Here is a 20,892-nt window from a genome sequence, read left to right as displayed (position 1 = left end):
GGCTGCAATGGATACCGTTGTGCGATGCGCCGGGTCGCGGCCAGGGTCAAGGGCCAGGATCAGGCGTCGGAGCGGGGGCCCGGCTATTCCAGCGTCACGCTGACCGCGACCGGCTCGGCCAGCAGGCCGGTGTAGGTGGTCGCGTAGGTGGTGCCGGCCTCGGCCGGCAGGGCGGGGGAGAAGCCGCCCAGCGAGATCAGGTCGCCCGGCTTCAGCGCCGTGCCGCGCGCCGCGAGATCCTTCACCAGCCAGGGGATGACGTTCAGCGGATGGCCGAGCAGCGCGCTGCCGGGGGCCTTGGCCAGTTCCTTTTCCGCCTCGCCCTTCCGCGCCGTGAAGCGCACCTCCATGCTGCCCAGGCGGCGGGCGAAATCCTCGGTCGCCTCCGGCGCGATCGGCTCGCCCACCACGCCCAGCCGCGCGCCGACGCCGATGGCCAGCAGGTTCGGCCCGTTCATCCGGCCCATCTCGGCCAGGGCCAGGTCCGGCATCTCGATGAAGGGGATGACCTGGTCGAGATGCCTCAGGATCTCGACATGGTCCGCGCCGGCCTCGTTGATGCCGGCATCCCTGACCCGCACGATCAGATCGGCCTCGACCACGGGCACGGCGGCGAAGTCCGCCGGCAGGGTGGCGCCGGACTTCGCCCGCACCGTCGCCGCGTAGATCGGCCCGGCCAGGGGGTGGCTGACGCCGAAGCGCTTCTGCGCCGCCTCGTTGGTCAGTCCGACCTTCCAGCCGACGGTGGGTCCGAGCTGCCTGCTCAGCGCCGGCACCAGCTTGCCCTGGGCGCAGAGCCCGTCCTCCAGGCTCAGCTCGCGCCCGAAGGCCTGCACCGGCGCGCGGGCCAGCAGCGAGGAGGCCATGGCCTGCATCGCCGCGTCGTCCGGGCAGGTCAGCGCGGCGGGCGGGCTGGCGGCCGCGGCGGAGGCCGGCGGAGCGCCCTCGGCGAGCGGAGCCATCAGGGCGGCGGCGAACAGGGCGCGGCGCATCGGGCGAGTCCTCCGGCGGTTTCCGCCGATGCTAGAGCAGCGCCCGGCCGGATGGAACCGCTCCGGGATTTCCATCCGGTTGCGGCCGCTCAGTCCAGCTTCGCGCCCGAGATCTCCACCAGCCGCGCCCAGACCGGCGTCTCCCGCGCGATCAGGGCCGCCAGCGCCTCGGGGGATTCGCTGGAGACCGGGTCGTAGCCGAGGGGCGTCAGCCGCTCGGCGAAACCGGGCTGCGCGACGATGGCGCGGATCGCGGCGGCGAGCCGGGCCACGGCCTCCGCCGGCATGCCGGCCGGGCCGGCCACCGCGTTCCAGGTCACGATGTCGACCTGGTCCAGGCCCAGATCGGCGAAGTCGGCCATGCCGGGCACCTCCGGCAGCCCGCCGGCGCGCCGCGCCGAGGAGACGGCCAGGGCCTTGAAGGCGCCGGAGCGGACATGCGGCATCAGCGCCGGCATGACGTCGAACATCATGTCGATGGTGCCGGAGAGCAGGTCCTGGATGGCCGGGCCGCCGCCGCGGTAGGGCACGTGCAGGATGCGCGCGCCGGTCGCCTGGTTCACCGCGCTGATGCAGAGATGCGAGGAGGTGCCGGTGCCGGAGGAGCCCATCGTCACCTGCTCGGGATGCGCGCGGGCCCATTCGACCAGCGCGCGGAAGTCGGTCCAGCCGCGCCGCCGCGCCGTCTCGGCATTGACCACGCAGAGCAGCGCGCCGGCGGTCACCAGGCTGAGCGGCTGCAGGTCCCGCGCCGGCTCGAAGGGCAGGCTGCTGAACATCGAGGGCATGGCGGTCCAGGTGGTCAGCCCCAGCACGCCGATGGTCGAGCCGTCCGGCGGCGCCTTGGCCAGGGCGTCGACGCCGATGACGCCGCCGGCCCCGGCGCGGTTCTCCACCACCACCGTCTGTCCCAGCGCGGCGCCCAGGCGCTCGGCCAGCAGGCGGCCGAGGATGTCGATGGCGCCGCCCGGCGGGAAGGGCACGATCAGGCGGAGGGGACGGCCCTCCGCCACCGCCTGCGCCCTGGCGGCGGCCGGCAGCGCGGCCGCCGCCAGGAGGGGCAGGGAGAGGAGGGATCGTCGTGCGGTCATGGAGGCGTCTTTCCCGGCTGGATATCCGGGCGGCAGCCTGAGCGGGAAAGGGCGCCGGGGAAAGAGGGGCCCCGCGCCCTCAGTCCAGGCTGGCGCCGGATTCCGCGACCAGCGCCTTCCACACCGCCTCCTGCGACCGGGTGTAGGCACCATAGGCGGACGGCGAGGCATCGACGATGGTGGTGAAGCCGTTCGGCTCCATCTTCTCGCGGAACTCCGCCGTATCGACCACCGAGACGATGGCCTTGTGCAGCGCCGCGATACGGTTCTCCGGCGTGCCGGCGGGCACGTTGATGCCGTACCAGGACTGCATGTCGATGCCGGCGCCGGGCAGCAGCTCCTTCATCCCCGGCACGTCCCTGAGCTCCGGCACATAGGTCACGCGCTCGGCGCTGGCGGCGGCCAGCACCCGCAGCCGGCCTTCCCGCACATGCGCCATGGCCAGGGGGATGACGTCGAACATCATGTCGATATTGCCGGCCAGCAGGTCCTGCAGGGCCGGCGCGCCGCCGCGATAGGGCACGTGGGTGATATCGGCGCCGGTGGCGCGGCAGACCTTGGAAATGGTCAGATGGCTGATCGTGCCGGTGCCGGAGGAGCCCATGGTGAGCCCGCCCGGGTCCTTCTTCGCCGCCGCGATGACGTCCTGGAAGGTGCGGTAGGGGCTGTCGGCCTTCACCGTCATGAACACGGTGCCGGTGGTGACGCGGGTCACCGGGGCGAGGTCGGTCATCGGGTCGATCGGCATCGACTTGGTGTAGAGGAACTTGTTGGCCGCGAGGATCGAGGCGGAGGCGAGCAGCATGGTGTGGCCATCCGGCTCCGAGCGGGCGGCCTCGGCGGCGCCGAGATTGCCGCCGGCGCCGCCGCGATTGTCCACCACCAGGGTCTGGCCCAGCACCGGCTGCAGCATCTGCGCCATCAGCCGGCCCGTCATGTCCACCGAGCCGCCCGGCGCGAAGGGCACGACGAGCCGCAGGGTGCGGGAGGGGAAGATGTCCTGCGCCCGCGCATCCCGCGGCGCGACGAGGGCGGGAAGGGCGGGGAAGGTGGCGGCGGTGCCCAGCAGGGCGCGGCGGCGGATGGTCATGGTTTTGGGAGCCTCCGGTACGGTCCGCGGCGGGTTCTGGCGCGTGGCGGGCACGGCGGCAAGCGCGTTATGGCCCGGTCTCATTATGGCCCGGTCTCAGCCGCCCCGCGCCAGGCTGTGGATCAGCACCGCCGCCGCCACCGAAACGTTGAGGCTCTCGACCGCCCCCGAGCCCGGCAGCGTCACCCGCGCGGCGCAGGCGGCGAGGGTGGGCTGCGGCAGGCCCTGCTCCTCGTTGCCGAGCACCAGGGCCACGGGCCGCCCGGCGCGGCGCCGCAGCACCGCCTCCGGCGGCTCGCCGCCGCGCGCCACCGCCGCGACCGTCAGGCAGTGCGGCGCGAGGCGCGCCAGGGCGGCCGGCAGGTCCGGCGCGCGGACCAGGCCCAGCGCCTCGAGCCCGCCCTCGCTGGTGCGCCAGGCAGCGTCCGAAAGCCCCGCCTGGCGCGGATCGCCCGAGAGCATCAGCGCGCCGCAGCCGAGGAAGGCGGCCGAGCGGGCGATGGCGCCCAGGTTGTGCGGATTGCCGATGCCATCCAGCACCGGCAGCAGCCCGCCGCGGAACATCGGCTCCGGCAGGGTCGCGGGCAGCGGGTCGGGCAGCACCGGCACGCGGCGCGGCGTGGCGATGGCGACGATGCCGCCGTGATGGGTGGTGCCGGCGATGCGCGCCAGCTCCTCCGGCGGCACCTCGCGGTAGGGCTTGCGCTCGCGCGCCAGCCGGGCGCAGAAGCCGCCCGCCTCGGCGCGGCGCGAGGCGGTGTGGAACAGGCGCAGGATCGCGTCCGGGCGGTGCGCGAAGGCGGCGGCGACGGCCGCGGGACCGCAGAGGCGGTCCGGCTCGGGCGGGGACGGGCGGGGCGGCTGCATGCGCCGCCCGATAGCACCGCCGGCGGCGGCGCGCATCCGCGCGGCGGTTGCCAATCCGCCGCCCGGCCCGGACAATCGCCGCAAGGGCACCGCCCGCACGGAGGAAAGTCATGAATCTCGGCCGCTTCCCGCGCATCCGCCTCGGCCACCTGCCGACGCCGCTCGAGCCCATGGAACGCCTCACGCGCCACCTCGGCGGGCCGAGGCTCTGGATCAAGCGCGACGACTGCACCGGCCTCTCCACCGGCGGCAACAAGACCCGCAAGCTGGAATTCCTGATGGCCGAGGCGCTCGCCCAGGGCGCCGACACCGTCATCACCCAGGGCGCGACGCAGTCCAACCACGCCCGGCAGACGGCGGCGGCGGCGGCCAGGCTCGGCCTCGCCTGCCACATCCTGCTGGAGGACCGCACCGGCTCGACCGACCCGGCCTACACGCGGTCGGGCAATGTGCTGCTCGACCGGCTGCATGGCGCCGGGATCTCCCACCGCGCCGGCGGCGCCGACATGCAGGCGGAGATGGAGGCCCTGGCCGCCGAGCTGCGCGCGGCCGGGCGCCGGCCCTATGTCATCCCCGGCGGCGGCTCCAACCCGGTGGGCGCGCTGGGCTATGTCAACGCCGCGCTGGAGCTGGTGAACCAGGCCGCCGAGGCCGGGCTGCGCATCGACCACGTGGTGCATGCCACCGGCAGCGCCGGCACCCAGGCCGGGCTGGTCACGGGGCTGGTGGCGCTGAACAGCGGCATCCCGGTGCTGGGCATCGGCGTCCGCGCCCCGCGCGAGCGGCAGGAGGCCAATGTGCTGGCCCTGGCGCGGCGCACCGCGGCCCATCTCGGCCTGCCGGAGGAGACGCTGCGCGCGGAGCATGTGGTGGCCAACTGCGACTATGTCGGCCAGGGCTACGGCGTGCCGACGGAGGGCATGGTCGAGGCGGTGCGGCTGCTGGCCGAGCAGGAGGGCATCCTGCTCGACCCGGTCTATTCCGGAAAGGGCATGGCCGGGCTGATCGACCTGATCGGCAAGGGCCATTTCGGCCGGGACGAGAACGTGGTCTTCCTGCACACCGGCGGCGCCGTCGGGCTGTTCGGCTATCCGGCGACCTTCGGCGCGGCGGGCTGAGGCGCCCGCCCTTCAAAGCCGGCGGCGCCCGTGCCAGTCTGGCGCCGCGTTCCCTCCCGCGACCGACGAAGGATCATCCCCATGGCAGGCATCTTCTGGCACGACGGCAAGTGGCTGACCGAGGAGCCGAAGGTGCTTGGCCCGATGGACCACGCCTTCTGGCTCGGCTCGGTGATCTTCGACGGCGCCCGCGCCATCCGCGGCCTGGTGCCCGACCTCGACCTGCACTGCCAGCGCGCCGTGCGCAGCGCCGAGGCGATGATGATGAAGCCGACGCTCCCCGCCGACGCGATCGAGGCGCTGTGCCGCGAGGGCGTGGCGCGCCTGCCGGCCGATGCCGAGCTCTACATCCGGCCGATGTTCTTCGTCCGCCGCGGCATCGGCGCCGCCTTCCCCGACCCGGAAAGCACCGAGTTCATCCTCTCGATCTACGAGGCGCCGCTGCCCGATCCCGCCAAGGGCTTCACCGCCTGCCTGGTGCCGCTGCGCCGCCCGGCGCCCGACATGGCGCCGACCAACGCCAAGGCCTCCTGCCTCTACCCGAACTCCTCCCGCGCCGCCGCCGCCGCGCGCGACAAGGGCTTCGACATGGCGGTGATGCGCGACTTCGAGGGCAATGTCGCCGAGTTCGCCACCTCCAACCTGATGCTGGCGAAGGACGGGGTGGTCCTGACGCCGAAGGCCAACGGCACCTTCCTGGCCGGCGTCACCCGCCACCGCGTCCTGACCCTGCTGCGCGAGGCCGGGATCGAGGCGCGCGAGGCGGTGGTGACGCCGCAGATGCTGCACGAGGCGGACGAGATCTTCTCGACCGGCAATTTCGGCAAGGTGCAGTACTGCACCAATTTCGAGGGGCGCGCCCTGCCGGCCGGGCCGCTCGGCCAGAAGGCGCGGCAGCTCTACTTCGACTGGGCCGAGCGCACCAGCCGGCTGCTGCCCCGGGCCGCCTGACGCGGCATGGCCAGGGGCGGCCGCCCGGCCTTCCATCCTGCCCCCCGCCGGGTGTCCCGCGAGGCCGCCCCCGGCGGGGCCCGCCCCGCCGCCGCGTCCCCTCCCTTGGCCCCTCCCCTGGTCCCTCCCCTGGCCCTCCCCCCCATCCTGCTGTGCCGCGACGATGTGCTGGTCATCGACAAGCCGGCCGGACTGCCGGTGCATGCCGGGCCACGCGGCGGCCCGAGCCTGGAGGACCTGCTGCCGTTTCTCGCGCCGGGCCGGAAGCGCCCGCCGCAGCCCGCCCACCGCCTGGACACCGACACCGCCGGCTGCCTGGTGCTGGGCCGCACCCGGCCGGCCCTGGCCGGCTTAGGGGCGATCTTCGCCCAGGGGCGGGCGCGCAAGACCTACTGGGCCATCGTCGCCGGCGGCCCGGCGGCCCGGTCCGGGCGCATCGACGCGCCGCTGCGCAAGGTCAGCTCCGCCGCCGCCGGCTGGCGGATGGAGGCGCACCCCGAGGGCCAGCCGGCCCTGACCCGCTGGCGCGTGAGAGGCCGCGGGACGGGCGCCGGCGGGGATCTCGCCTGGCTGGAACTGCGGCCGGAGACCGGGCGCACCCACCAGCTCCGCGTCCATTGCGCCAGCCAGGGCTGGCCGATCCTGGGCGATCCCGTCTACGGCAGGCCGCATCCGGCGGGGCTGCACCTGCTGGCCCGCGCCATCGCCCTGCCGCTCGACCCGCCGCTGGAGGTCACCGCCCCGGTCCCCGCCGCGCTGCGTCCCGCCTTCGCCGCCTGCGGCTGGACGGAGGCGGCGTGAGGCTGCTGCCCCGCAGGCTGCTGGAGCGCCGGGGCCCGCGCTCCTTCCGCGAGCGGGTGCGGCAGAGCGAGATCGGCATCATCCTGCTCGGCGTGCTGGCCGGGCTGGTCAGCGGCCTGCTGGCCGCCGGGCTCGGCCATGCCGCGCGGCTGCTGCACACCGCCTTCTTCGGCCCCGAGGGGCGGCACGGCCTCAGCGCGCTGCGCGAGGCCGCGCCGCTGGCCCTGCTGCTGGTCCCCGCCGGGGGCGGACTGCTGCTCGGCCTGCTCGGCCTCGCCCTGGCGCGCTGGCGGCCGCGCGCGCCGATCGACCCGATCGAGGCCAATGCGCTGCATGGCGGCCGCATGTCGATGAACGACGCCGCCGTGGTGGCCGGGCAGACCCTGCTCTCCAACGGCTTCGGCGCCTCGGTCGGGCTGGAGGCGGCCTATACGCAGATGGGCGGCGGCCTCGCCTCGCATCTCGGGCGGGAGTTCCGCCTGCGGCGCGGCGACCTGCGGCTGATGGTCGGCTGCGGCGCCGCGGGCGCCATCGCCGCCGCCTTCAGCGCGCCGCTGACCGGCGCCTTCTACGCCTTCGAGCTGGTGATCGGCAGCTATGCCATCGCCCATCTGGCGCCGGTGCTGGGCGCCGCCGTGGCCGGGGCGCTGGTGGCGGAGCTGCTCGGCGGCGGCACGCCGGTGCTGAACGCCGCCGGCCTGTCGCCGCTCGACTGGAACAACGGCCTGCTCTCCCTGGCGATCGGCCTGCTCTGCGGCCTGGCCGGCATCGCGCTGATGCGCGGCGTGACCTATGCCGAGGCCGGGATGCGCCGCCTGATGCCCTGGGCGCCGCTGCGCCCGGCGGTGGGCGGCCTGCTGGTCGGCGCCCTGGCGCTGATCACCCCGGCCGTGCTCTCCGCCGGCCATGGCGCGCTGCACCTGACGCTGGTGGTGGAGGGCGACGCCCTGCCGCTGCTGGGGCTGCTGCTGCTGAAGGCCACGGCCTCGGCCATCTCGATCGGCGCCGGCTTCCGCGGCGGCCTGTTCTTCGCCTCGCTGCTGCTCGGCGCGCTGCTCGGCAAGCTGGCGGCGGTGCCGATGGCGATGGCGGGCATCGTCACGGACCCGCTGCTCGCCGCCCTGGTCGGCATGAGCGCCTTCGGCGCCGCGGTGATCGGCGCCCCGCTGGCCATGAGCTTCATGGCGCTGGAGACCACGCGCGATTTCAACATCACCGGGGTGGTGCTGATGGCGGTCATCGTCTCCGCCGTCACGGTGCGGCGTCTCTTCGGCTATTCCTTCGCCACCTGGCGCTTCCACCTGCGTGGCGAGGCGATCCGCAGCGCGCACGACATCGGCTGGCTGCGCGATCTCTCGGTGGGCCGGCTGATGCGGCGCGATGTCCGCACCGTGCGCGACGACACCCGCCTCTCCGCCTTCCGCCGCGACTTCCCGCTCGGCGCCACGACGCATGTCGTGGCCCTCGACGCCGCCGGGCGCTACGCCGGGCTGATCCTGGTGGCCGAGGCGCATGGCAGCGAGCTGGCGCCGGAGGAGCCGGTGGCGCGGCTGCTGCACTTCCGCGACCAGGTGCTGCTGCCCGCCTGGAACGCCAAGGAGGCGATGGCGGTGTTCGACGCGGCCGATGCCGAGGCGCTCGCCGTCGTCGACCAGCGCGACACCTCGCGCGTCGTCGGCCTGCTCACGGTCGCCTTCCTGCTCCGCCGGTACAGCGAGGAGCTGGACAAGCGGCGGCAGGACGAGACCGGGATGCCGGCGGTCTGAGGCCGGAGCGGCGCCGCCTCAGGCGGCGTCGCGGCGCAGCGCGCCCATCTCCTCCAGGGCGCCGCGCATGGCGCCGAGGGCGAAGCGCATCTCGTCCGGCCCGACATGGCCGATGCAGCCGATGCGCATGGTGGGCGCGCCGGTGTTGAAGAAGTTGCTGATCAGCACGCCGCGCCGCTTCAGCGCGTCGACGAAGCCCTGCAGCGTGAAGCCCGGTGCCTCCGGCTGGTGGAACAGGGCGATGATCGGGCCCTGGTCCTTCCAGTCGAGATAGGGCCGCAGCCCCAGGGCGCGCGCGCCCTCGTGGAGGATGCGGCAGTTCTCGCGGTAGCGGGCGAGGCGCGCCGGCTGGCCGCCCTCGGCCAGGAAGATGTCGAGCGCGACACCGAAGGCGTGCAGCGCCTGCACCGGCGGCGTGAAGCGGAAGCTGCCCCAGCCGCTGCGCAGCGCGTGGGCATAGATGTCGGCGAGGTCGAAGGACCAGGAGCCGGCCTGGCCGGCCGCCGCCTCCACCCGGTCGATCGGGCAGATGGCGAAGCCGATGCCCGGCAGCCCCTCGATGCACTTGTTCGAGGTGAAGACCACCGCATCCACCTCGGGCTGCGCCTTCAGGTCGAAGGGCAGCGCGCCGAAGGCCGAGACGGCGTCCACCAGCATCCGCCGCCCGGCCGCGCGCACCACGGCGCCGATCGCCGGCACGTCGTTGACGATGCCGCTGCCGGTCTCGGAATAGACCACGCCGACATGGGTGATGGCGGGATCGGCCGCCAGGGCCGCGGCCACCGCCGCCGGCGGCACGCCCTGGGTGTCGGGCGCCGGCAGCGTCACCACCTGACGCCCGGCCTCGCGCGCCAGCCGCGCCATGCGCTCGGCATAGGCGCCGTTCATCGGGATCAGGATCCGGCCGGTTCCGGGCGGGACGAAGGTGCGCAGCGCCGCCTCGGTGATGAAATGGCCGGCGCCCTGCAGCGGCAGGCAGGCGTGGCGCCCGGCCTCGCCGCCCGCCAGGTCCCGGACCTTGTCGCGGATGGCGGCGTATTCGGGCGCGAAGTCACGGTCCCAGGGGGCGATGTCGACCGCCATGGCGGCCCGCACTTCGGGGCGGGTCTGCACGGGGCCGGGGATCAACAGCAGCATGTGGACGGTTCCTGACGCACTCTTCGGTAAAGGCCGCCCGGAAGCCGCCCGGGCTTCCCTTCTCCCGGTCCGCGCCTCTGCACAAACAGCCGACCGCAGGCTGCACCGCCGCCCGGGGAAAGGAAACCCCCGCCGGGGGCGCCACAGCCCTGCGCGGGCCGCAAAAATTCTGACGGCGCCATCAACGGGATTGATGCCTCCCGGCCTCAGGCGATCAGCCCGCCGCCGATCTCGCGCCGCAGCTTGCGGCGGATCGCCTCGGCGAAGTCGGCATAGTCGGCGCAGCTCATGGCGAAGGCGCCGGGGCCGCCGATCACCTCGGCCTCGTAATGCGCCAGCAGGTCGGGCTCCTCGTTCAGCACCGCCAGCGCGTTGAAGGTGACGCCCGCCGCCACGCCGAGATCGCGCACCGGGCCGGGCGCGCGGCCCAGATTGTGCCGCCCGTCGCCCGAGACATCGAGCACCAGCCGCGCCGCCTCGGCCGGGCAGCGCCCGAGCAGCGCCAGCCCCGCCGCCATGCCCGGGCCGAGGCCGGTGGCGCCGGGCTGCGGCAGGCGCGGCGCGTTCTCGATCGCCGCCGCCAGCGCCGCCGCGGCCTCGCCGCCGTCGATCCGCCGCCAGGACACGGCCACGTCCTGCGCGGCCGACCAGAACAGCACCGCCACCGCCACCGCGCCGCGCGGCCCGGCGGCGCAGGCGGCGGCGATGTCGGGCTCGCGAAAGGCGCCCGCCAGGCCGCCGATCATCAGGCCGAACTCGTCGAAATCGACGCTGGCCGAGACATCGACGGCGAGGCCAAGGGCCAGGTCCACGGGCTGCATGAGCTCCTCCCTCTTCATCGGGGGCGCCCCATCGGGGACGCCATCAGGCCCGGAGACCGGCCAGGGCGCAAGGCGGGCAAAATCGGGTCCGGACCTGAACCATCCGCGGCGAGGCCCGTTCTGCCCGCAACGGCGAGGCGTCGCGCTTTCCCCGCCGGGGAGGACGCCATCCCCGTCCTGCCCACAACCCGCGGGAGTTGACCGGTGTTCTTCGATTCCTGGACCGGACTGGCCCGCGTGCTGGTCGTCGGCACCCTGGCCTACGCGGCCCTGGTGCTGTTGCTGCGCACCTCCGGCAAGCGCACCCTGGCGAAGCTCAACGCCTTCGACCTGGTCGTCACCGTGGCGCTGGGCTCCATCCTGGCCACGGTCCTGCTGACCAAGTCGGTGGCGCTGCTGGAGGGCATCCTGGCCATCATCCTCCTGGCGGGGCTGCAGTTCGGGGTGGCCTGGCTCTCGGTGCGCTCGCCGCGATTCGATGCGCTGGTCAAGTCCGAGCCGGTCCTGTTGCTGCACCAGGGCCGCTTCCTCGACAGGGCGCTGCGGGCCCAGCGGGTGACACGGAAGGATGTCCTGGCCGCCCTGCGCGGGCAGGGCCTGGCGCGGGCGGAGCAGGCCGCCGCCGTGGTGCTGGAGACGGAGGGCACGCTGAGCGTCGTGCCCGCCGAGCGCCTGCCGGAGGCGGAGCCCCTGCCCGGCGTGAAGCGGCCTCCGGCCAGCTGAGCGGCGGCCGGTCCGGCGCCGCCCATTGATCCCGCCCGCCGCGTCCTCATCTCGAAGGCCGTGCCGTGCCGCTTCCGGGCCCGGTCCTTCCGCGCCCCGTGGCTTTCCTTTGCCTCGGTGCCGGAAAGCTGCTCCCTTGCCCCGTGCCGCCCCGGACGGCGCGCGGGGGCGGCGCGTGGGGAATGGGCGGCGGGCGGCACGTGCGTGACAGCGAGGCTGAATGATGGATGGAACTGCCGGTGCTTCCGCGCCACACGTCGCACCGGGCGAGGCCAGGCTGAATCCCGCCCCGGACCACACGCCCCCCCTGCCGGGGGATGTCCACGCCCCGATCACGCGCATCATCGCCGAGGTGGCGGCGACCTTCCCGGGCGAGCGCATCAGCCTGGGCGAGATGGCCGAGGCCTTCGGCGACCGCGCCTTCGGCCTGCTGATCCTGCTGCTCTGCCTGCCCAGCCTGCTGCCCGGCATGGCCAGCGTCTTCGGCCTGCCGATGCTGATCCTGGGCGTGCAGATGGGGCTCGGGCGGCATGTGCCGGTGCTGCCCCGCTTCCTGGCCGACCGCACGGTGAAGCGGACCGACCTGCTGCGCCTCGCCTCGGCCTCGGGCAAGGGGCTGCGGCTGATCGAGAAGGTGGTGCGGCCGCGGCCGGGCTGGTTCACCGGCCCGGCGGGAGACCGGCTGGTCGGCTGGTCCACCGCGCTCGCCGCCCTGATGCTGATCCTGCCCGGCCCCGGCACCAACGGGCCGCCCGCCTTCGGCACCATCGTCATGGCGCTGGGCGTGGTGGAGCAGGACAACCGGGTGGTCGGGCTGGGGCTGGGGCTGACCCTGGCGGGCTGCCTCTTCGCCCTCTGCGTGCTGGGCGCGCTCGCCTGGTTCGGCGTTCGCGCGCTGGGGCTGATGCTCTGAGGCTCCGAGGGACCGGCCCCGGGAACGGTCCGGGGCCACCGGGCATGGCTTTGCGGCAGGCCTGGGCCTGGCTATCATCGCCTTCTCAACCGGGAGCTGATGATGCGCCGAGGATTGATCGCCTTCTCCCTGTTGATCCTGGCCGGCTGCGCGGCATCAGGGCCGTTGACCCCGGCACAGCGCGCCGAACTCGCCACCTGGCATGGTGCGGTGGTGCGCAAGCTGAACGAGAAGCGCTACTACCCACGGGACCCGGACCGGAACCCGATGCTGGTGCCGGAGGGGCGGGTGCTGGTGAAATTCAGCGTCCACCGTGACGGGCGCCTCTATACGCCGAGGGTGGTGGAGGGGTCCGGCAGCCCGCTGCTCGATGCCGCCGCCCTCACCACCGTCCTGAACACCAGCCCGCTGCCGCCGCCGCCGGGCTTCGCGCTGGAGGGCGGGGACCACCTCTCCCTGCAGGTGCCGATCGTCTACAGGACGCCCCGCTTCGGCGGCTGAGGCCACCTCCCGTTCCACCCCCGGCCCTACCCCTGGCCTTACCCCTGGCCGATGCCGCTCAGCCCGAACAGCGCGCCGCCCGCCAGCAGCCAGAGCGGATGCAGCCGCGTGGTCAGCGCCGCCAGGGCCACCGCGCCGGTCACGGCGCCCAGCGCCCAGTCCCGCACCGAGGCCTCGGTGATCAGCACGGCGCTGGCCGCCACGAGCCCCGCCGTCATCGGCGCCAGACCGGCCTGCGCGACCTTGCGCCAGGGGCGGTCGCGGAAGCGGTCCCACACCCCCAGCACCAGGGCGGTGACCAGGGAGGAAGGGCCGAACTTGGCCAGGGTGGCGACCAGCAGGCCGGGCCAGCCCGCCACCTGCCAGCCGACCAGCGTCACCACCATCATGTTCGGCCCCGGCGCCGCCTGGGCCAGGGCGAAGAGGGCGGTGAAGTCGCGCGCCGACATCCAGCCGTGCACCTCCACCACCTGCCGCTGCATCTCGGGCAGGATGGTGTTGCCGCCGCCGAAGGCCAGCAGCGAGAGCTGGGTGAAGATCAGGGCCAGGGCGAGGAGCGTGCCGGTCATGCCGCGCGCCCCGCTTCCTTCCGGCGCCCCGCCCACCAGGTGGCCAGGATGCCGAGCGGCGCCAGCACCAGGATGGTCGGCAGCAGCGGCAGGCGCAGCACCGCGATGGCCAGGAAGAACAGCCCCGCGATGAGCATGGGCAGCGCCCGGCCCCAGATCGGCCGGGCGATCTTCACCGCCGTGGCGATCAGCAGCCCCGCCGCGGCGGCGGCCAGGCCGGCGAAGAGATGGCGCAGCGTCGGGTGGTCCTGGAAGCGGGCATAGAGGCTGCCCAGGCCGATGACGATGGCGCTGGGCGCCAGGATCAGCCCCAGCAGCGCCACCACCGCCCCCCGCGCGCCCTGGAAGCGGAGCCCCACGGCGACCGACATGTTGATGATGTTGCCGCCGGGCAGGAACTGGCAGAGGCCGAGGAGATCGGTGAACTCGGCCTCGCTGAGCCAGCGCCGCCGCTCCACCATCATGGCCCGCGCCATGGGCAGGACGCCGCCGAAGCCGGTCAGCCCGAGCATCAGGAAGCCCGTGAACAACTCCGACAGGCCCGGCCGGCGCAATCCGCCCTCCTGCATCGCCTATCCCCCCCCCTCTCGCCTCGCCGTGGCCAGGATCGCCGTGACAGCGCGGCGCGCCAAGGGGTGAAGCGCGGCGAAGCGCGCGGGTCAGGCCTCCGCGCCCGGCGTGGCCCCGCCGGGCACCCAGAGCACGTCGCGCCCCGCATTCAGGGCGCGCGACAGCACGAAGAGATGATCCGACAGGCGGTTGAGGTAGCGGATGGCGACGGGGTTCACCGCCTCGGCGGCGGCCAGCGCGACGGTGGCGCGCTCGGCCCGGCGGGCCAGCGTCCGCGCCAGATGCGCATGCGCCGCGGCCGGGGTGCCGCCGGGCAGCACGAAGGAGCGCAGCGGCGGCAGCCCGGCGTTCATCGCCGCCAGCTCGGCCTCCAGCCGGGCGCACTGCGCGTCCGTCACCCGCAGCCGCGGCCGCGCCGCCGCCTCGCCGCCGTCATCGTCCCCGCCACCGTCCCCGCCGGGCACGCAGAGATCGGCGCCGAGATCGAAGAGATCGTTCTGGATGCGGGCCAGCATGGCGTCCGGCCCGCCCTCGGTGTGCAGGCGAAGCAGGCCGATCGCCGCATTGGCCTCGTCCACCGCGCCGATCGCCTCGATTCGCGCCGAATCCTTGGCCACGCGGCTGCCGTCGCCGAGCGAGGTCTGGCCGCCATCGCCGCCGCGCGTGGTGATCACATCCAGCCGCACCATCCCCGCCTCCCTCGCCGCCGCGCGCTCAGAGGACCAGCACCCCCTGGTGCTTGGCCTTCATCTCCGGCTCCACATGGATGGTGATGACGGCGGCGCCAAGCTCGGATTTCAGCGCCGCCTCCACCCGGTCGCAGATCTCGTGCGCCTCGGCCACCCGCATCTCGCCGGGGACGACGAGATGGAACTCGACGAAGGTGGTGCGGCCGGAATGGCGGGTGCGCAGGTCATGCGCCTCGATCGCCCCCATCGCCTCGCGCGAGACCAGCTCGCGGATCCGGTTCAGCAGGCCCGGCTCCACCGCCTCGTCCATCAGCCCGCCGACGCTCTCGCGCAGCAGGCGGAAGCCCGAGACGAGGATGTTCAGCGCCGTCAGCGCCGCCAGCAGCGGGTCCAGCCAGAGCAGGCCGGTGGCGGCCACCGCGCCGACGCCGAGGATCACCCCGCCCGAGGTCACGACATCGGCCAGCAGGTGCCGCGCATCGGCCAGCAGGGCGGGCGAGCGCATCTCGCGCCCGGCGCGGAACAGCACCCGCGACCAGACGGCGTTGATCACCGTGGCCAGGGCGGAGATCGCCAGGCCGATCCCGACCGCCTCCGGCGGGTGGGGGTTCCGCCAGGCACCCCAGGCCTCGTTCAGGATCAGCAGGGCGGCGACGACGATCAGCACCCCCTCCAGCACGGCGGAGAAATACTCCGCCTTGGCATGGCCGTAGGGGTGGTTGGCATCGGGCGGCTGGGCGGAGAGGGTGACGGCGACCAGCGCCGCGCCCGCCGCCGCCACGTTGACGATGGATTCCAGCGCATCGGCCAGCAGGGCGACGCTGCCCGTCAGCCACCAGGCGAGGCCCTTCAGGCCCAGGACGCCCAGGCCCACGACCACACTGCCCGCCGCGAGCCTCACCGCCCGGTTCATGCCATCCTTCTCCCGCCGCGCTCCGGCGCCTTCCGACGCAAATCTCCCCGGCCCGGGCGATCCCCTGACCGGCGTCCGCTCTAGGCCACGGGGGCGCCGGAGAGGCAACCGGGAATTCGGAGATTCCTGCGCCGCGCCAGGGAGATGGCCGCAACCGCGCCGACAGGATCAAGCCCCGGCTTCATTCTGAAGAAGCCGGGTCTTTGGGCCTCAGACCGAGAAGTATTTCGCGCGCGGATGGTGCAGCACGATGGCGCTGGTCGACTGCTCCGGGTGCAACTGCCACTCGTCGCTGACCGAGACGCCGATGCGCTCCGCCTGCAGCAGCCGCAGCAGCGGCGCCTGGTCCTCGAGCCGCGGGCAGGCCGGGTAGCCGAAGGAATAGCGCCCGCCGCGATAGGACTGCGCCAGCATCTTCTCCATGTCGCGGTCGTCCTCCCCGGCATAGCCGAGCTCGGCGCGGATGCGCTTGTGGACGTACTCGGCCATGGCCTCCGCCATCTCCACCGACAGGCCGTGCAGGTAGAGATAGTCCTGGTAGCGATTGCCCTCGAACCAGTCGCGGGCGATGTCGCTGGCCTTCTGGCCGACGGTGACGACCTGCAGGCCGATCACGTCGCGCGCCTCCGGCCCGTCGCCGATGTCGCGGATGAAGTCGGCGATGCACTCGCCATCCTGCTTCGGCTGGCGCGGCAGGGTGAAGCGGCAGGCCTCGGTGACGCCGTCCTCCTCGAACAGGATGACGTCATTGCCCTGCCCGGCGCATTTCCAGTAGCCGTAGATGGCCTGGGGGGCGAGGATCCTCTCCTGCTCCGCCAGCGCCAGCATGCGCTTCAGCACCGGCCGCAATTCCTGCTTCGCCCAGCCGATGAAGTCGTCGAGCGAGCGGCCCTGCTTCCGGAAGCCCCACTGGAACTGGTACAGGCTGCGCTCGTTGATGAAGGGCACGATGGCGCGGGGGTCGGCCTGCAGGACGCGGCTGCCCCAGAAGGGCGGCCGGGGCACCGCCTCGTCGGCGGTCATGCGGCGGCGGCGCTCCTCGGCATAGGCGAGATCGACGGGGGCGAAGCCGCGCGGGTCGGCCTGCCCCAGCACCCGCGCCGTGTTCCTCGACTTGCCGGCCCGCTTCTGCTGCAGCGAGGCGAGATAGGCGTCGAAGTCGCTGCCCATCACGCGGTCCATCAGGTGCAGCCCGTCGAAGGCGTCGCGCGCATAGGCGACGCGGCCGCCGGGGCTCTCGCCCACCGCATAGGCGCGCACGCAGTCATCCTCGACGAAGTTGCGGGTCAGCGCGGCGCCGCCCAGCAGAACGGGCAGGTCGAGCCCCTGCCGCGCCATCTCCTCGAGGTTCTCCTTCATCACCACGGTGGACTTCACCAGCAGGCCGGACATGCCGATGGCATGCGCCCGGTGCGCGCGCACCGCGGCGACCATGTCGTTCAGCGGCACCTTGATGCCGAGGTTGACCACCTTGTAGCCGTTGTTGGTCAGGATGATGTCGACCAGGTTCTTGCCGATGTCGTGCACGTCGCCCTTCACCGTGGCGAGGACGATGGTGCCCTTCTCCTGCCCCTCGATCTTCTCCATGTGCGGCTCGAGGTAGGCGACAGCCGCCTTCATGGTTTCCGCGCTCTGCAGCACGAAGGGCAGCTGCATCTTGCCGGAGCCGAACAGCTCGCCCACCACCTTCATGCCGTCGAGCAGGATGGTGTTGATGATGTCGAGCGGCTTGATGCCGCGGGCCAGGGCGTCGGCCAGCTCCTCGTCCAGCCCCTTGCGGTCGCCGTCGATGATGCGGTCCTTCAGCCGGCCCTCGACCGTCTCGGCCTTCACCTTCTTGGCGGCATCCGCCGCCTTGCGGCCGGCGAAGATCTCGAGCAGCTTCTGCAGCGGGTCGTAGCCCTCGGCGCGGCGGTCGAAGATCAGGTCCTCGGCGACCTTCACCTCCTCCGGCGGGATGCCGTGCAGCGGCTTGATCTTGCTGACATGCACGATGGCGCCCGTCATGCCCGCCTTCACCGCGTGGTCGAGGAAGACGCTGTTCAGCACATGCCGCGCCGCCGGGTTCAGGCCGAAGGAGATGTTCGACAGGCCGAGGATGATCTGGATGTCGGGGAACTTCTCGCGGATCAGGCGGATGCCCTCCAGCGTCCATTGCCCGAGCTTGCGGTCGTCCTCGTTGCCGGTCGCGATGGTGAAGGTCAGCGGATCGATCAGCAGGTCGCTCTGCGGCAGGCCGTGCCTGTTGCAGGCGAAATCCACCAGGCGCTCGGCGATGCGCAGCTTGTCCTCCGGCGTCTTCGCCATGCCCACCTCGTCGATGGTGAGCGCGATGACGGCGGCGCCGAACTTCCTGGCCAGCACCAGCCGGTCGGTGGCATGGCCCTCGCCATCCTCGAAGTTGATCGAGTTGATGATCGGCTTGCCGCCATGCAGCTTCAGCGCGCTCTCGATCACCGGCGTCTCGGTGCTGTCGATCACCAGCGGCGCGTTGACGCTGCCGGTGAAGCGGCGCACCACCTCGTCCATCTCGGCGCGCTCGTCGCGGCCGACGAAGGCGGTGCAGATGTCGAGCGAGTTGGAGCCCTCGGCCACCTGCTCGCGGCCGATCGAGACGCAGGCATCCCAGTCATGCGCCGCCTGCCGCTCGCGCCACGCCTTCGAGCCATTGGCGTTGCAGCGCTCGCCGATGGAGAAATAGGCGTTCTCCTGGCGCAGCGTCGTCGCGCCGTAGAGGCTGGCGACGGCGGGCACCCAGTGGACGCTGCGCCGCACCGGCGCGGGGCGGAAGCGGCCGCCATCGACCCGCCGCAGCATGGCGTCCAGCGCCTGGATATGCGGGATGGAGGTGCCGCAGCAGCCGCCCACCAGGTTGACGCCGTCCTCGCTGACGAAACGCTCCATCCACACCGCCATCTCCTCGGCGGCGAGCGGGTAGTGCGTCCGGCCATCGACCAGTTCGGGCAGGCCGGCATTGGGCTGCACCGAGATCAGGCCGGGCCAGTTCTGCGACAGGTAGCGGACGTGCTCGGCCATCTCCTGCGGCCCGGTCGCGCAGTTCAGCCCGATCAGCGGCACGTCGAGCGCCTGCACCACCGTGGTCGCGGCGGCGATGTCGCTGCCCACCAGCAGCGTGCCGGTGGTCTCGACCGTCACCTGCACGAAGACGGGGATCTCGCTGCCCGCCTCGCGCCTGGCGATCTTCGCGGCGTTGACGGCGGCCTTGATGAACAGCGTGTCCTGGTTGGTCTCGGTCAGCAGCGCGTCGGCGCCGCCGGCGATCAGGCCGCGGCACTGCTCGGTGAGCGCCGCCTCCAGCGTGTCGTAGTCGATATGGCCGAGGGAGGGCAGCTTGGTGCCCGGGCCGATGTCGCCGATCACCCAGCGGTCGCGGCCATCGGCGAAGCTCTCCGCCGCCTCGCGCGCCAGCTCGACCGAGAGCCTGTTGATCTCGAAGGCGCGGGCGCCGAGCTCGAACTCCTCCAGCGTGATGGGCGAGCCGCCGAAGGAGTTGGTCAGCACCATGTCGGAGCCGGCCTCGTAGTAGCCGCGATGGATGTCGCGCACGAGGTCGGGGCGCGAGAGGTTCAGCACCTCGGTGCAGTTCTCCTTGCCCCAGTAGTCCTTCTCGACATCGAGGGTCAGCGCCTGCACGCGCGAGCCCATGCCGCCGTCACACAGCAGGACGCGGTCGCGCAGGGCTTGGAGCAGGGGCGGACGGGCCATGGGCAGGGCCTTCCTTCAGAGTGTCAGGGTGGATTCGGAGAGGGCGGCGAGCGGAACGGCGAGGCGGCGCGCCGGCCAGATGCGGACCTGGAGGCCGTCCGGCCCCGGCAGGGTGGTGGCCGGCAGGGGCGCGCAGCCGGCAGCGCCGAGCCAGCCCGCCATGCCGGCATCGTCGAAGCCGGGCCAGAGATGCGCCATGCCGGCGAGCAGCTCGCCCCGGCCGTGCGGCGCCAGGTCGATGACCAGCAGCAGGCCGCCGGGGCGCAGCAGCCGCGCCGCCTCGGCCAGCGCCGCCGCCGGGTCCTCGGCATAGTGCAGCACCATCTGCAGCGTGGCGGCGTCGAAGCCGGCATCGGGCAGCGGCAGGCGGTACATATCGGCCAGCCGGACGGAGGCATTGCCGATGCCGCGCTCGGCCAGGCGGGCGCGGGCCAGCGCCAGCATGTCGCGGCTGGCATCGAGGCCGAGCACCGCCCGGGCGCGCGGCGCCGTCACCTCCAGCAGGCGTCCCGTGCCGGTGCCGATATCGGCCAGCCGGTCGAGCCGCTCCGGCAGCAGCCGCAGCAGCGCCGCCTCGATCGCCGCGGCGGGCAGGCCGAGCGCGCGCATCTCGTCCCAGTCGGCGCCATCGCGGCGGAAGGCCTCCGAGGCCTCGCGGGCGCGCTCGGCGGCGATGCGGGCGCTGGCGCGGCGGTCGGCGGCGATGGTCGGGTCATCCTCCGGCAGCCGGGCCAGGATCTGCCGGGCAAGGTCGGCCTCGGGCGCCAGCTGGACATAGACATTGGCGCCCTCGGGCAGCCGCTCCAGCAGCCCGGCCTCGACCAGCAGCTTCAGGTGGCGGGACAGGCGGGGCTGGGACTGGCCGAGGATGGCGCACAGCTCGGACACGCAGAAGGCGCCGCGGGCGCAGAGGGCCAGCAGGCGCAGGCGGGTCGGTTCGGCGGCGGCGCGCAGTTGCGCCAGCAGGGGCTCCATGGGCTGCGGATGACATAAAGATATCCTTATGTCCAGCCTCATGGCGGACCGCCCTGCTGGCCCGAGGCCTGGAAAGCGGGGATTGGACACGCCCCCCGCCAGGCGCCGCATCACCCGCGCGCGAGGTTCCAGAAGACCGGGAAGCCGTCCAGCATGCCCGTCAGCTCCTTGCGGTGCGCGGTGGCGTAGAAATACTGGCCGAGCGGGATGTAGGGCACATCCTGGAAGGCGTGGAGCTGCAATTCGCCGGCGATGCGCTGCTGGCTGGCGAGGTCCGCCAGCGCACCGTCTCCCGCAGGCCCACCACGCGCGGGGAGGCGGCGAGCTGCCGCGACAGGATCTCGGCGGCGCCGGGCCGGCCGAGCGGAACAGAGGCGACGTAGCGCGCGGCGATGCCGGGCGGCAGGCCGACGGGCCGCGCCAGCTCCTCGAGCCAGCGGGTCTCCTCCACCGGGTCGCGCGCGCGGTCCCACAGCGCCTCGACATGCACGGAGCCGACCACGCCCTGCCCCTCCATGTCGGCGCGCAGCTCAGCGAGGCCGTAGTCGCGCCGCAGGTAGGCGACGTCGCCGAGCGCCGCGACGCCCGCGCCGGTGATCCAGGGATGCCGGCCGAGCGACAGATCCCAGAGATGGTGGTGGGCGTCGATGATCGGGCCGGAATAGGACATGGCTGGAAG

19 protein-coding genes and 1 pseudogene are annotated in these 20,892 nt (G+C 73.4%); 7 read left to right on the top strand and 13 right to left on the bottom strand.

Annotated features, from left to right (window positions below; genetic code table 11):
• Nucleotides 1-83 precede the first annotated feature (83 nt).
• From ACF3NH_RS07780 to ACF3NH_RS07765, 4 genes are all read right to left on the bottom strand, one after another.
• Entirely contained in the window at nt 84-992 is a 909-nt protein-coding gene (locus tag ACF3NH_RS07780) for a 2-keto-4-pentenoate hydratase (protein ID WP_198365079.1), read from the bottom strand.
• 89 nt (nt 993-1,081) lie between these two features.
• On the bottom strand, nt 1,082-2,083 hold the full coding sequence (locus ACF3NH_RS07775) for a Bug family tripartite tricarboxylate transporter substrate binding protein (RefSeq protein WP_198365078.1): 1,002 nt from the start codon (nt 2,081-2,083) through the stop codon (nt 1,082-1,084).
• A 79-nt stretch (nt 2,084-2,162) separates the two neighbouring features.
• Nucleotides 2,163-3,173, bottom strand: a complete 1,011-nt coding sequence (locus ACF3NH_RS07770; protein ID WP_422922436.1) for a Bug family tripartite tricarboxylate transporter substrate binding protein — start codon at nt 3,171-3,173, stop codon at nt 2,163-2,165.
• Nucleotides 3,174-3,269: 96 nt separating this feature from the next.
• Nucleotides 3,270-4,040 (bottom strand): TrmH family RNA methyltransferase, encoded by a 771-nt coding sequence (locus tag ACF3NH_RS07765; RefSeq protein WP_422922435.1) that lies wholly within the window; start codon nt 4,038-4,040, stop codon nt 3,270-3,272.
• A gap of 110 nt (nt 4,041-4,150) precedes the next feature.
• Here ACF3NH_RS07765 and cuyA point away from each other — a divergent pair, with 110 nt between their 5' ends.
• From cuyA to ACF3NH_RS07745, 4 genes are all read left to right on the top strand, one after another.
• Nucleotides 4,151-5,158 (top strand): D-cysteate sulfo-lyase, encoded by a 1,008-nt coding sequence (cuyA, locus tag ACF3NH_RS07760; protein ID WP_422922434.1) that lies wholly within the window; start codon nt 4,151-4,153, stop codon nt 5,156-5,158.
• 81 nt (nt 5,159-5,239) lie between these two features.
• Nucleotides 5,240-6,109, top strand: coding sequence for a branched-chain amino acid aminotransferase (locus ACF3NH_RS07755; RefSeq protein WP_198365075.1), 870 nt, complete (start codon nt 5,240-5,242; stop codon nt 6,107-6,109).
• 105 nt (nt 6,110-6,214) lie between these two features.
• Nucleotides 6,215-6,910 carry an RluA family pseudouridine synthase gene (locus tag ACF3NH_RS07750; protein ID WP_422922433.1) on the top strand — a complete coding sequence of 232 codons (696 nt, stop codon included), beginning with the start codon at nt 6,215-6,217 and terminating at the stop codon, nt 6,908-6,910.
• A complete protein-coding gene (locus ACF3NH_RS07745; protein WP_370591928.1) occupies nt 6,907-8,676 on the top strand; it encodes a chloride channel protein in 1,770 nt (589 codons plus the stop codon). The genes ACF3NH_RS07750 and ACF3NH_RS07745 overlap by 4 nt, the downstream gene beginning before the upstream one ends.
• Before the next feature lie 18 nt (nt 8,677-8,694).
• Here the strand turns inward: ACF3NH_RS07745 and ACF3NH_RS07740 are convergent, their stop codons facing one another.
• A complete protein-coding gene (locus ACF3NH_RS07740; protein ID WP_198365073.1) occupies nt 8,695-9,813 on the bottom strand; it encodes a 2-aminoethylphosphonate--pyruvate transaminase in 1,119 nt (372 codons plus the stop codon).
• 206 nt (nt 9,814-10,019) lie between these two features.
• Nucleotides 10,020-10,634 (bottom strand): DUF1194 domain-containing protein, encoded by a 615-nt coding sequence (locus ACF3NH_RS07735; protein ID WP_232476891.1) that lies wholly within the window; start codon nt 10,632-10,634, stop codon nt 10,020-10,022.
• A 204-nt stretch (nt 10,635-10,838) separates the two neighbouring features.
• Here ACF3NH_RS07735 and ACF3NH_RS07730 point away from each other — a divergent pair, with 204 nt between their 5' ends.
• The 3 genes from ACF3NH_RS07730 (at nt 10,839) to ACF3NH_RS07720 (ending at nt 12,771) form a co-directional block, all read left to right on the top strand.
• The gene (locus ACF3NH_RS07730) at nt 10,839-11,357 is read left to right on the top strand and encodes a DUF421 domain-containing protein (protein WP_422922432.1); all 519 of its coding nucleotides are present in this window, start codon (nt 10,839-10,841) and stop codon (nt 11,355-11,357) included.
• Nucleotides 11,358-11,577: 220 nt separating this feature from the next.
• Complete coding sequence (locus ACF3NH_RS07725) at nt 11,578-12,270, top strand: exopolysaccharide biosynthesis protein (RefSeq protein WP_422922431.1); 693 nt, start codon at nt 11,578-11,580, stop codon at nt 12,268-12,270.
• Nucleotides 12,271-12,372: 102 nt separating this feature from the next.
• Nucleotides 12,373-12,771, top strand: coding sequence for a TonB family protein (locus ACF3NH_RS07720; RefSeq protein ID WP_422922430.1), 399 nt, complete (start codon nt 12,373-12,375; stop codon nt 12,769-12,771).
• 38 nt (nt 12,772-12,809) lie between these two features.
• Here the strand turns inward: ACF3NH_RS07720 and ACF3NH_RS07715 are convergent, their stop codons facing one another.
• The 7 genes and pseudogenes from ACF3NH_RS07715 to ACF3NH_RS07685 all read right to left on the bottom strand — a co-directional run.
• On the bottom strand, nt 12,810-13,340 hold the full coding sequence (locus tag ACF3NH_RS07715) for a chromate transporter (protein ID WP_198365069.1): 531 nt from the start codon (nt 13,338-13,340) through the stop codon (nt 12,810-12,812).
• Entirely contained in the window at nt 13,337-13,894 is a 558-nt protein-coding gene (locus ACF3NH_RS07710; RefSeq protein ID WP_422922429.1) for a chromate transporter, read from the bottom strand. The genes ACF3NH_RS07715 and ACF3NH_RS07710 overlap by 4 nt, the downstream gene beginning before the upstream one ends.
• A gap of 105 nt (nt 13,895-13,999) precedes the next feature.
• Nucleotides 14,000-14,599, bottom strand: a complete 600-nt coding sequence (locus ACF3NH_RS07705; protein ID WP_422922428.1) for a cob(I)yrinic acid a,c-diamide adenosyltransferase — start codon at nt 14,597-14,599, stop codon at nt 14,000-14,002.
• A 25-nt stretch (nt 14,600-14,624) separates the two neighbouring features.
• The gene (locus ACF3NH_RS07700) at nt 14,625-15,512 is read right to left on the bottom strand and encodes a cation diffusion facilitator family transporter (RefSeq protein WP_422922427.1); all 888 of its coding nucleotides are present in this window, start codon (nt 15,510-15,512) and stop codon (nt 14,625-14,627) included.
• Nucleotides 15,513-15,722: 210 nt separating this feature from the next.
• The gene (gene metH, locus ACF3NH_RS07695) at nt 15,723-19,238 is read right to left on the bottom strand and encodes a methionine synthase (protein ID WP_422922426.1); all 3,516 of its coding nucleotides are present in this window, start codon (nt 19,236-19,238) and stop codon (nt 15,723-15,725) included.
• Nucleotides 19,239-19,253: 15 nt separating this feature from the next.
• On the bottom strand, nt 19,254-20,255 hold the full coding sequence (locus ACF3NH_RS07690) for an ArsR/SmtB family transcription factor (protein ID WP_422922425.1): 1,002 nt from the start codon (nt 20,253-20,255) through the stop codon (nt 19,254-19,256).
• Nucleotides 20,256-20,323: 68 nt separating this feature from the next.
• A pseudogene (locus ACF3NH_RS07685) lies at nt 20,324-20,488 on the bottom strand (ABC transporter substrate-binding protein); the annotation flags it as partial.
• Nucleotides 20,489-20,892: the final 404 nt, after the last annotated feature.

It is taken from the genome of Pseudoroseomonas sp. WGS1072 (genome assembly GCF_049340465.1).
Taxonomy (GTDB): Bacteria; Pseudomonadota; Alphaproteobacteria; order Acetobacterales; family Acetobacteraceae; genus Pseudoroseomonas.
The sequence above is the reverse complement of the archived record's forward strand: the minus strand, read 5'-3'. Positions and strand labels throughout refer to the sequence as shown.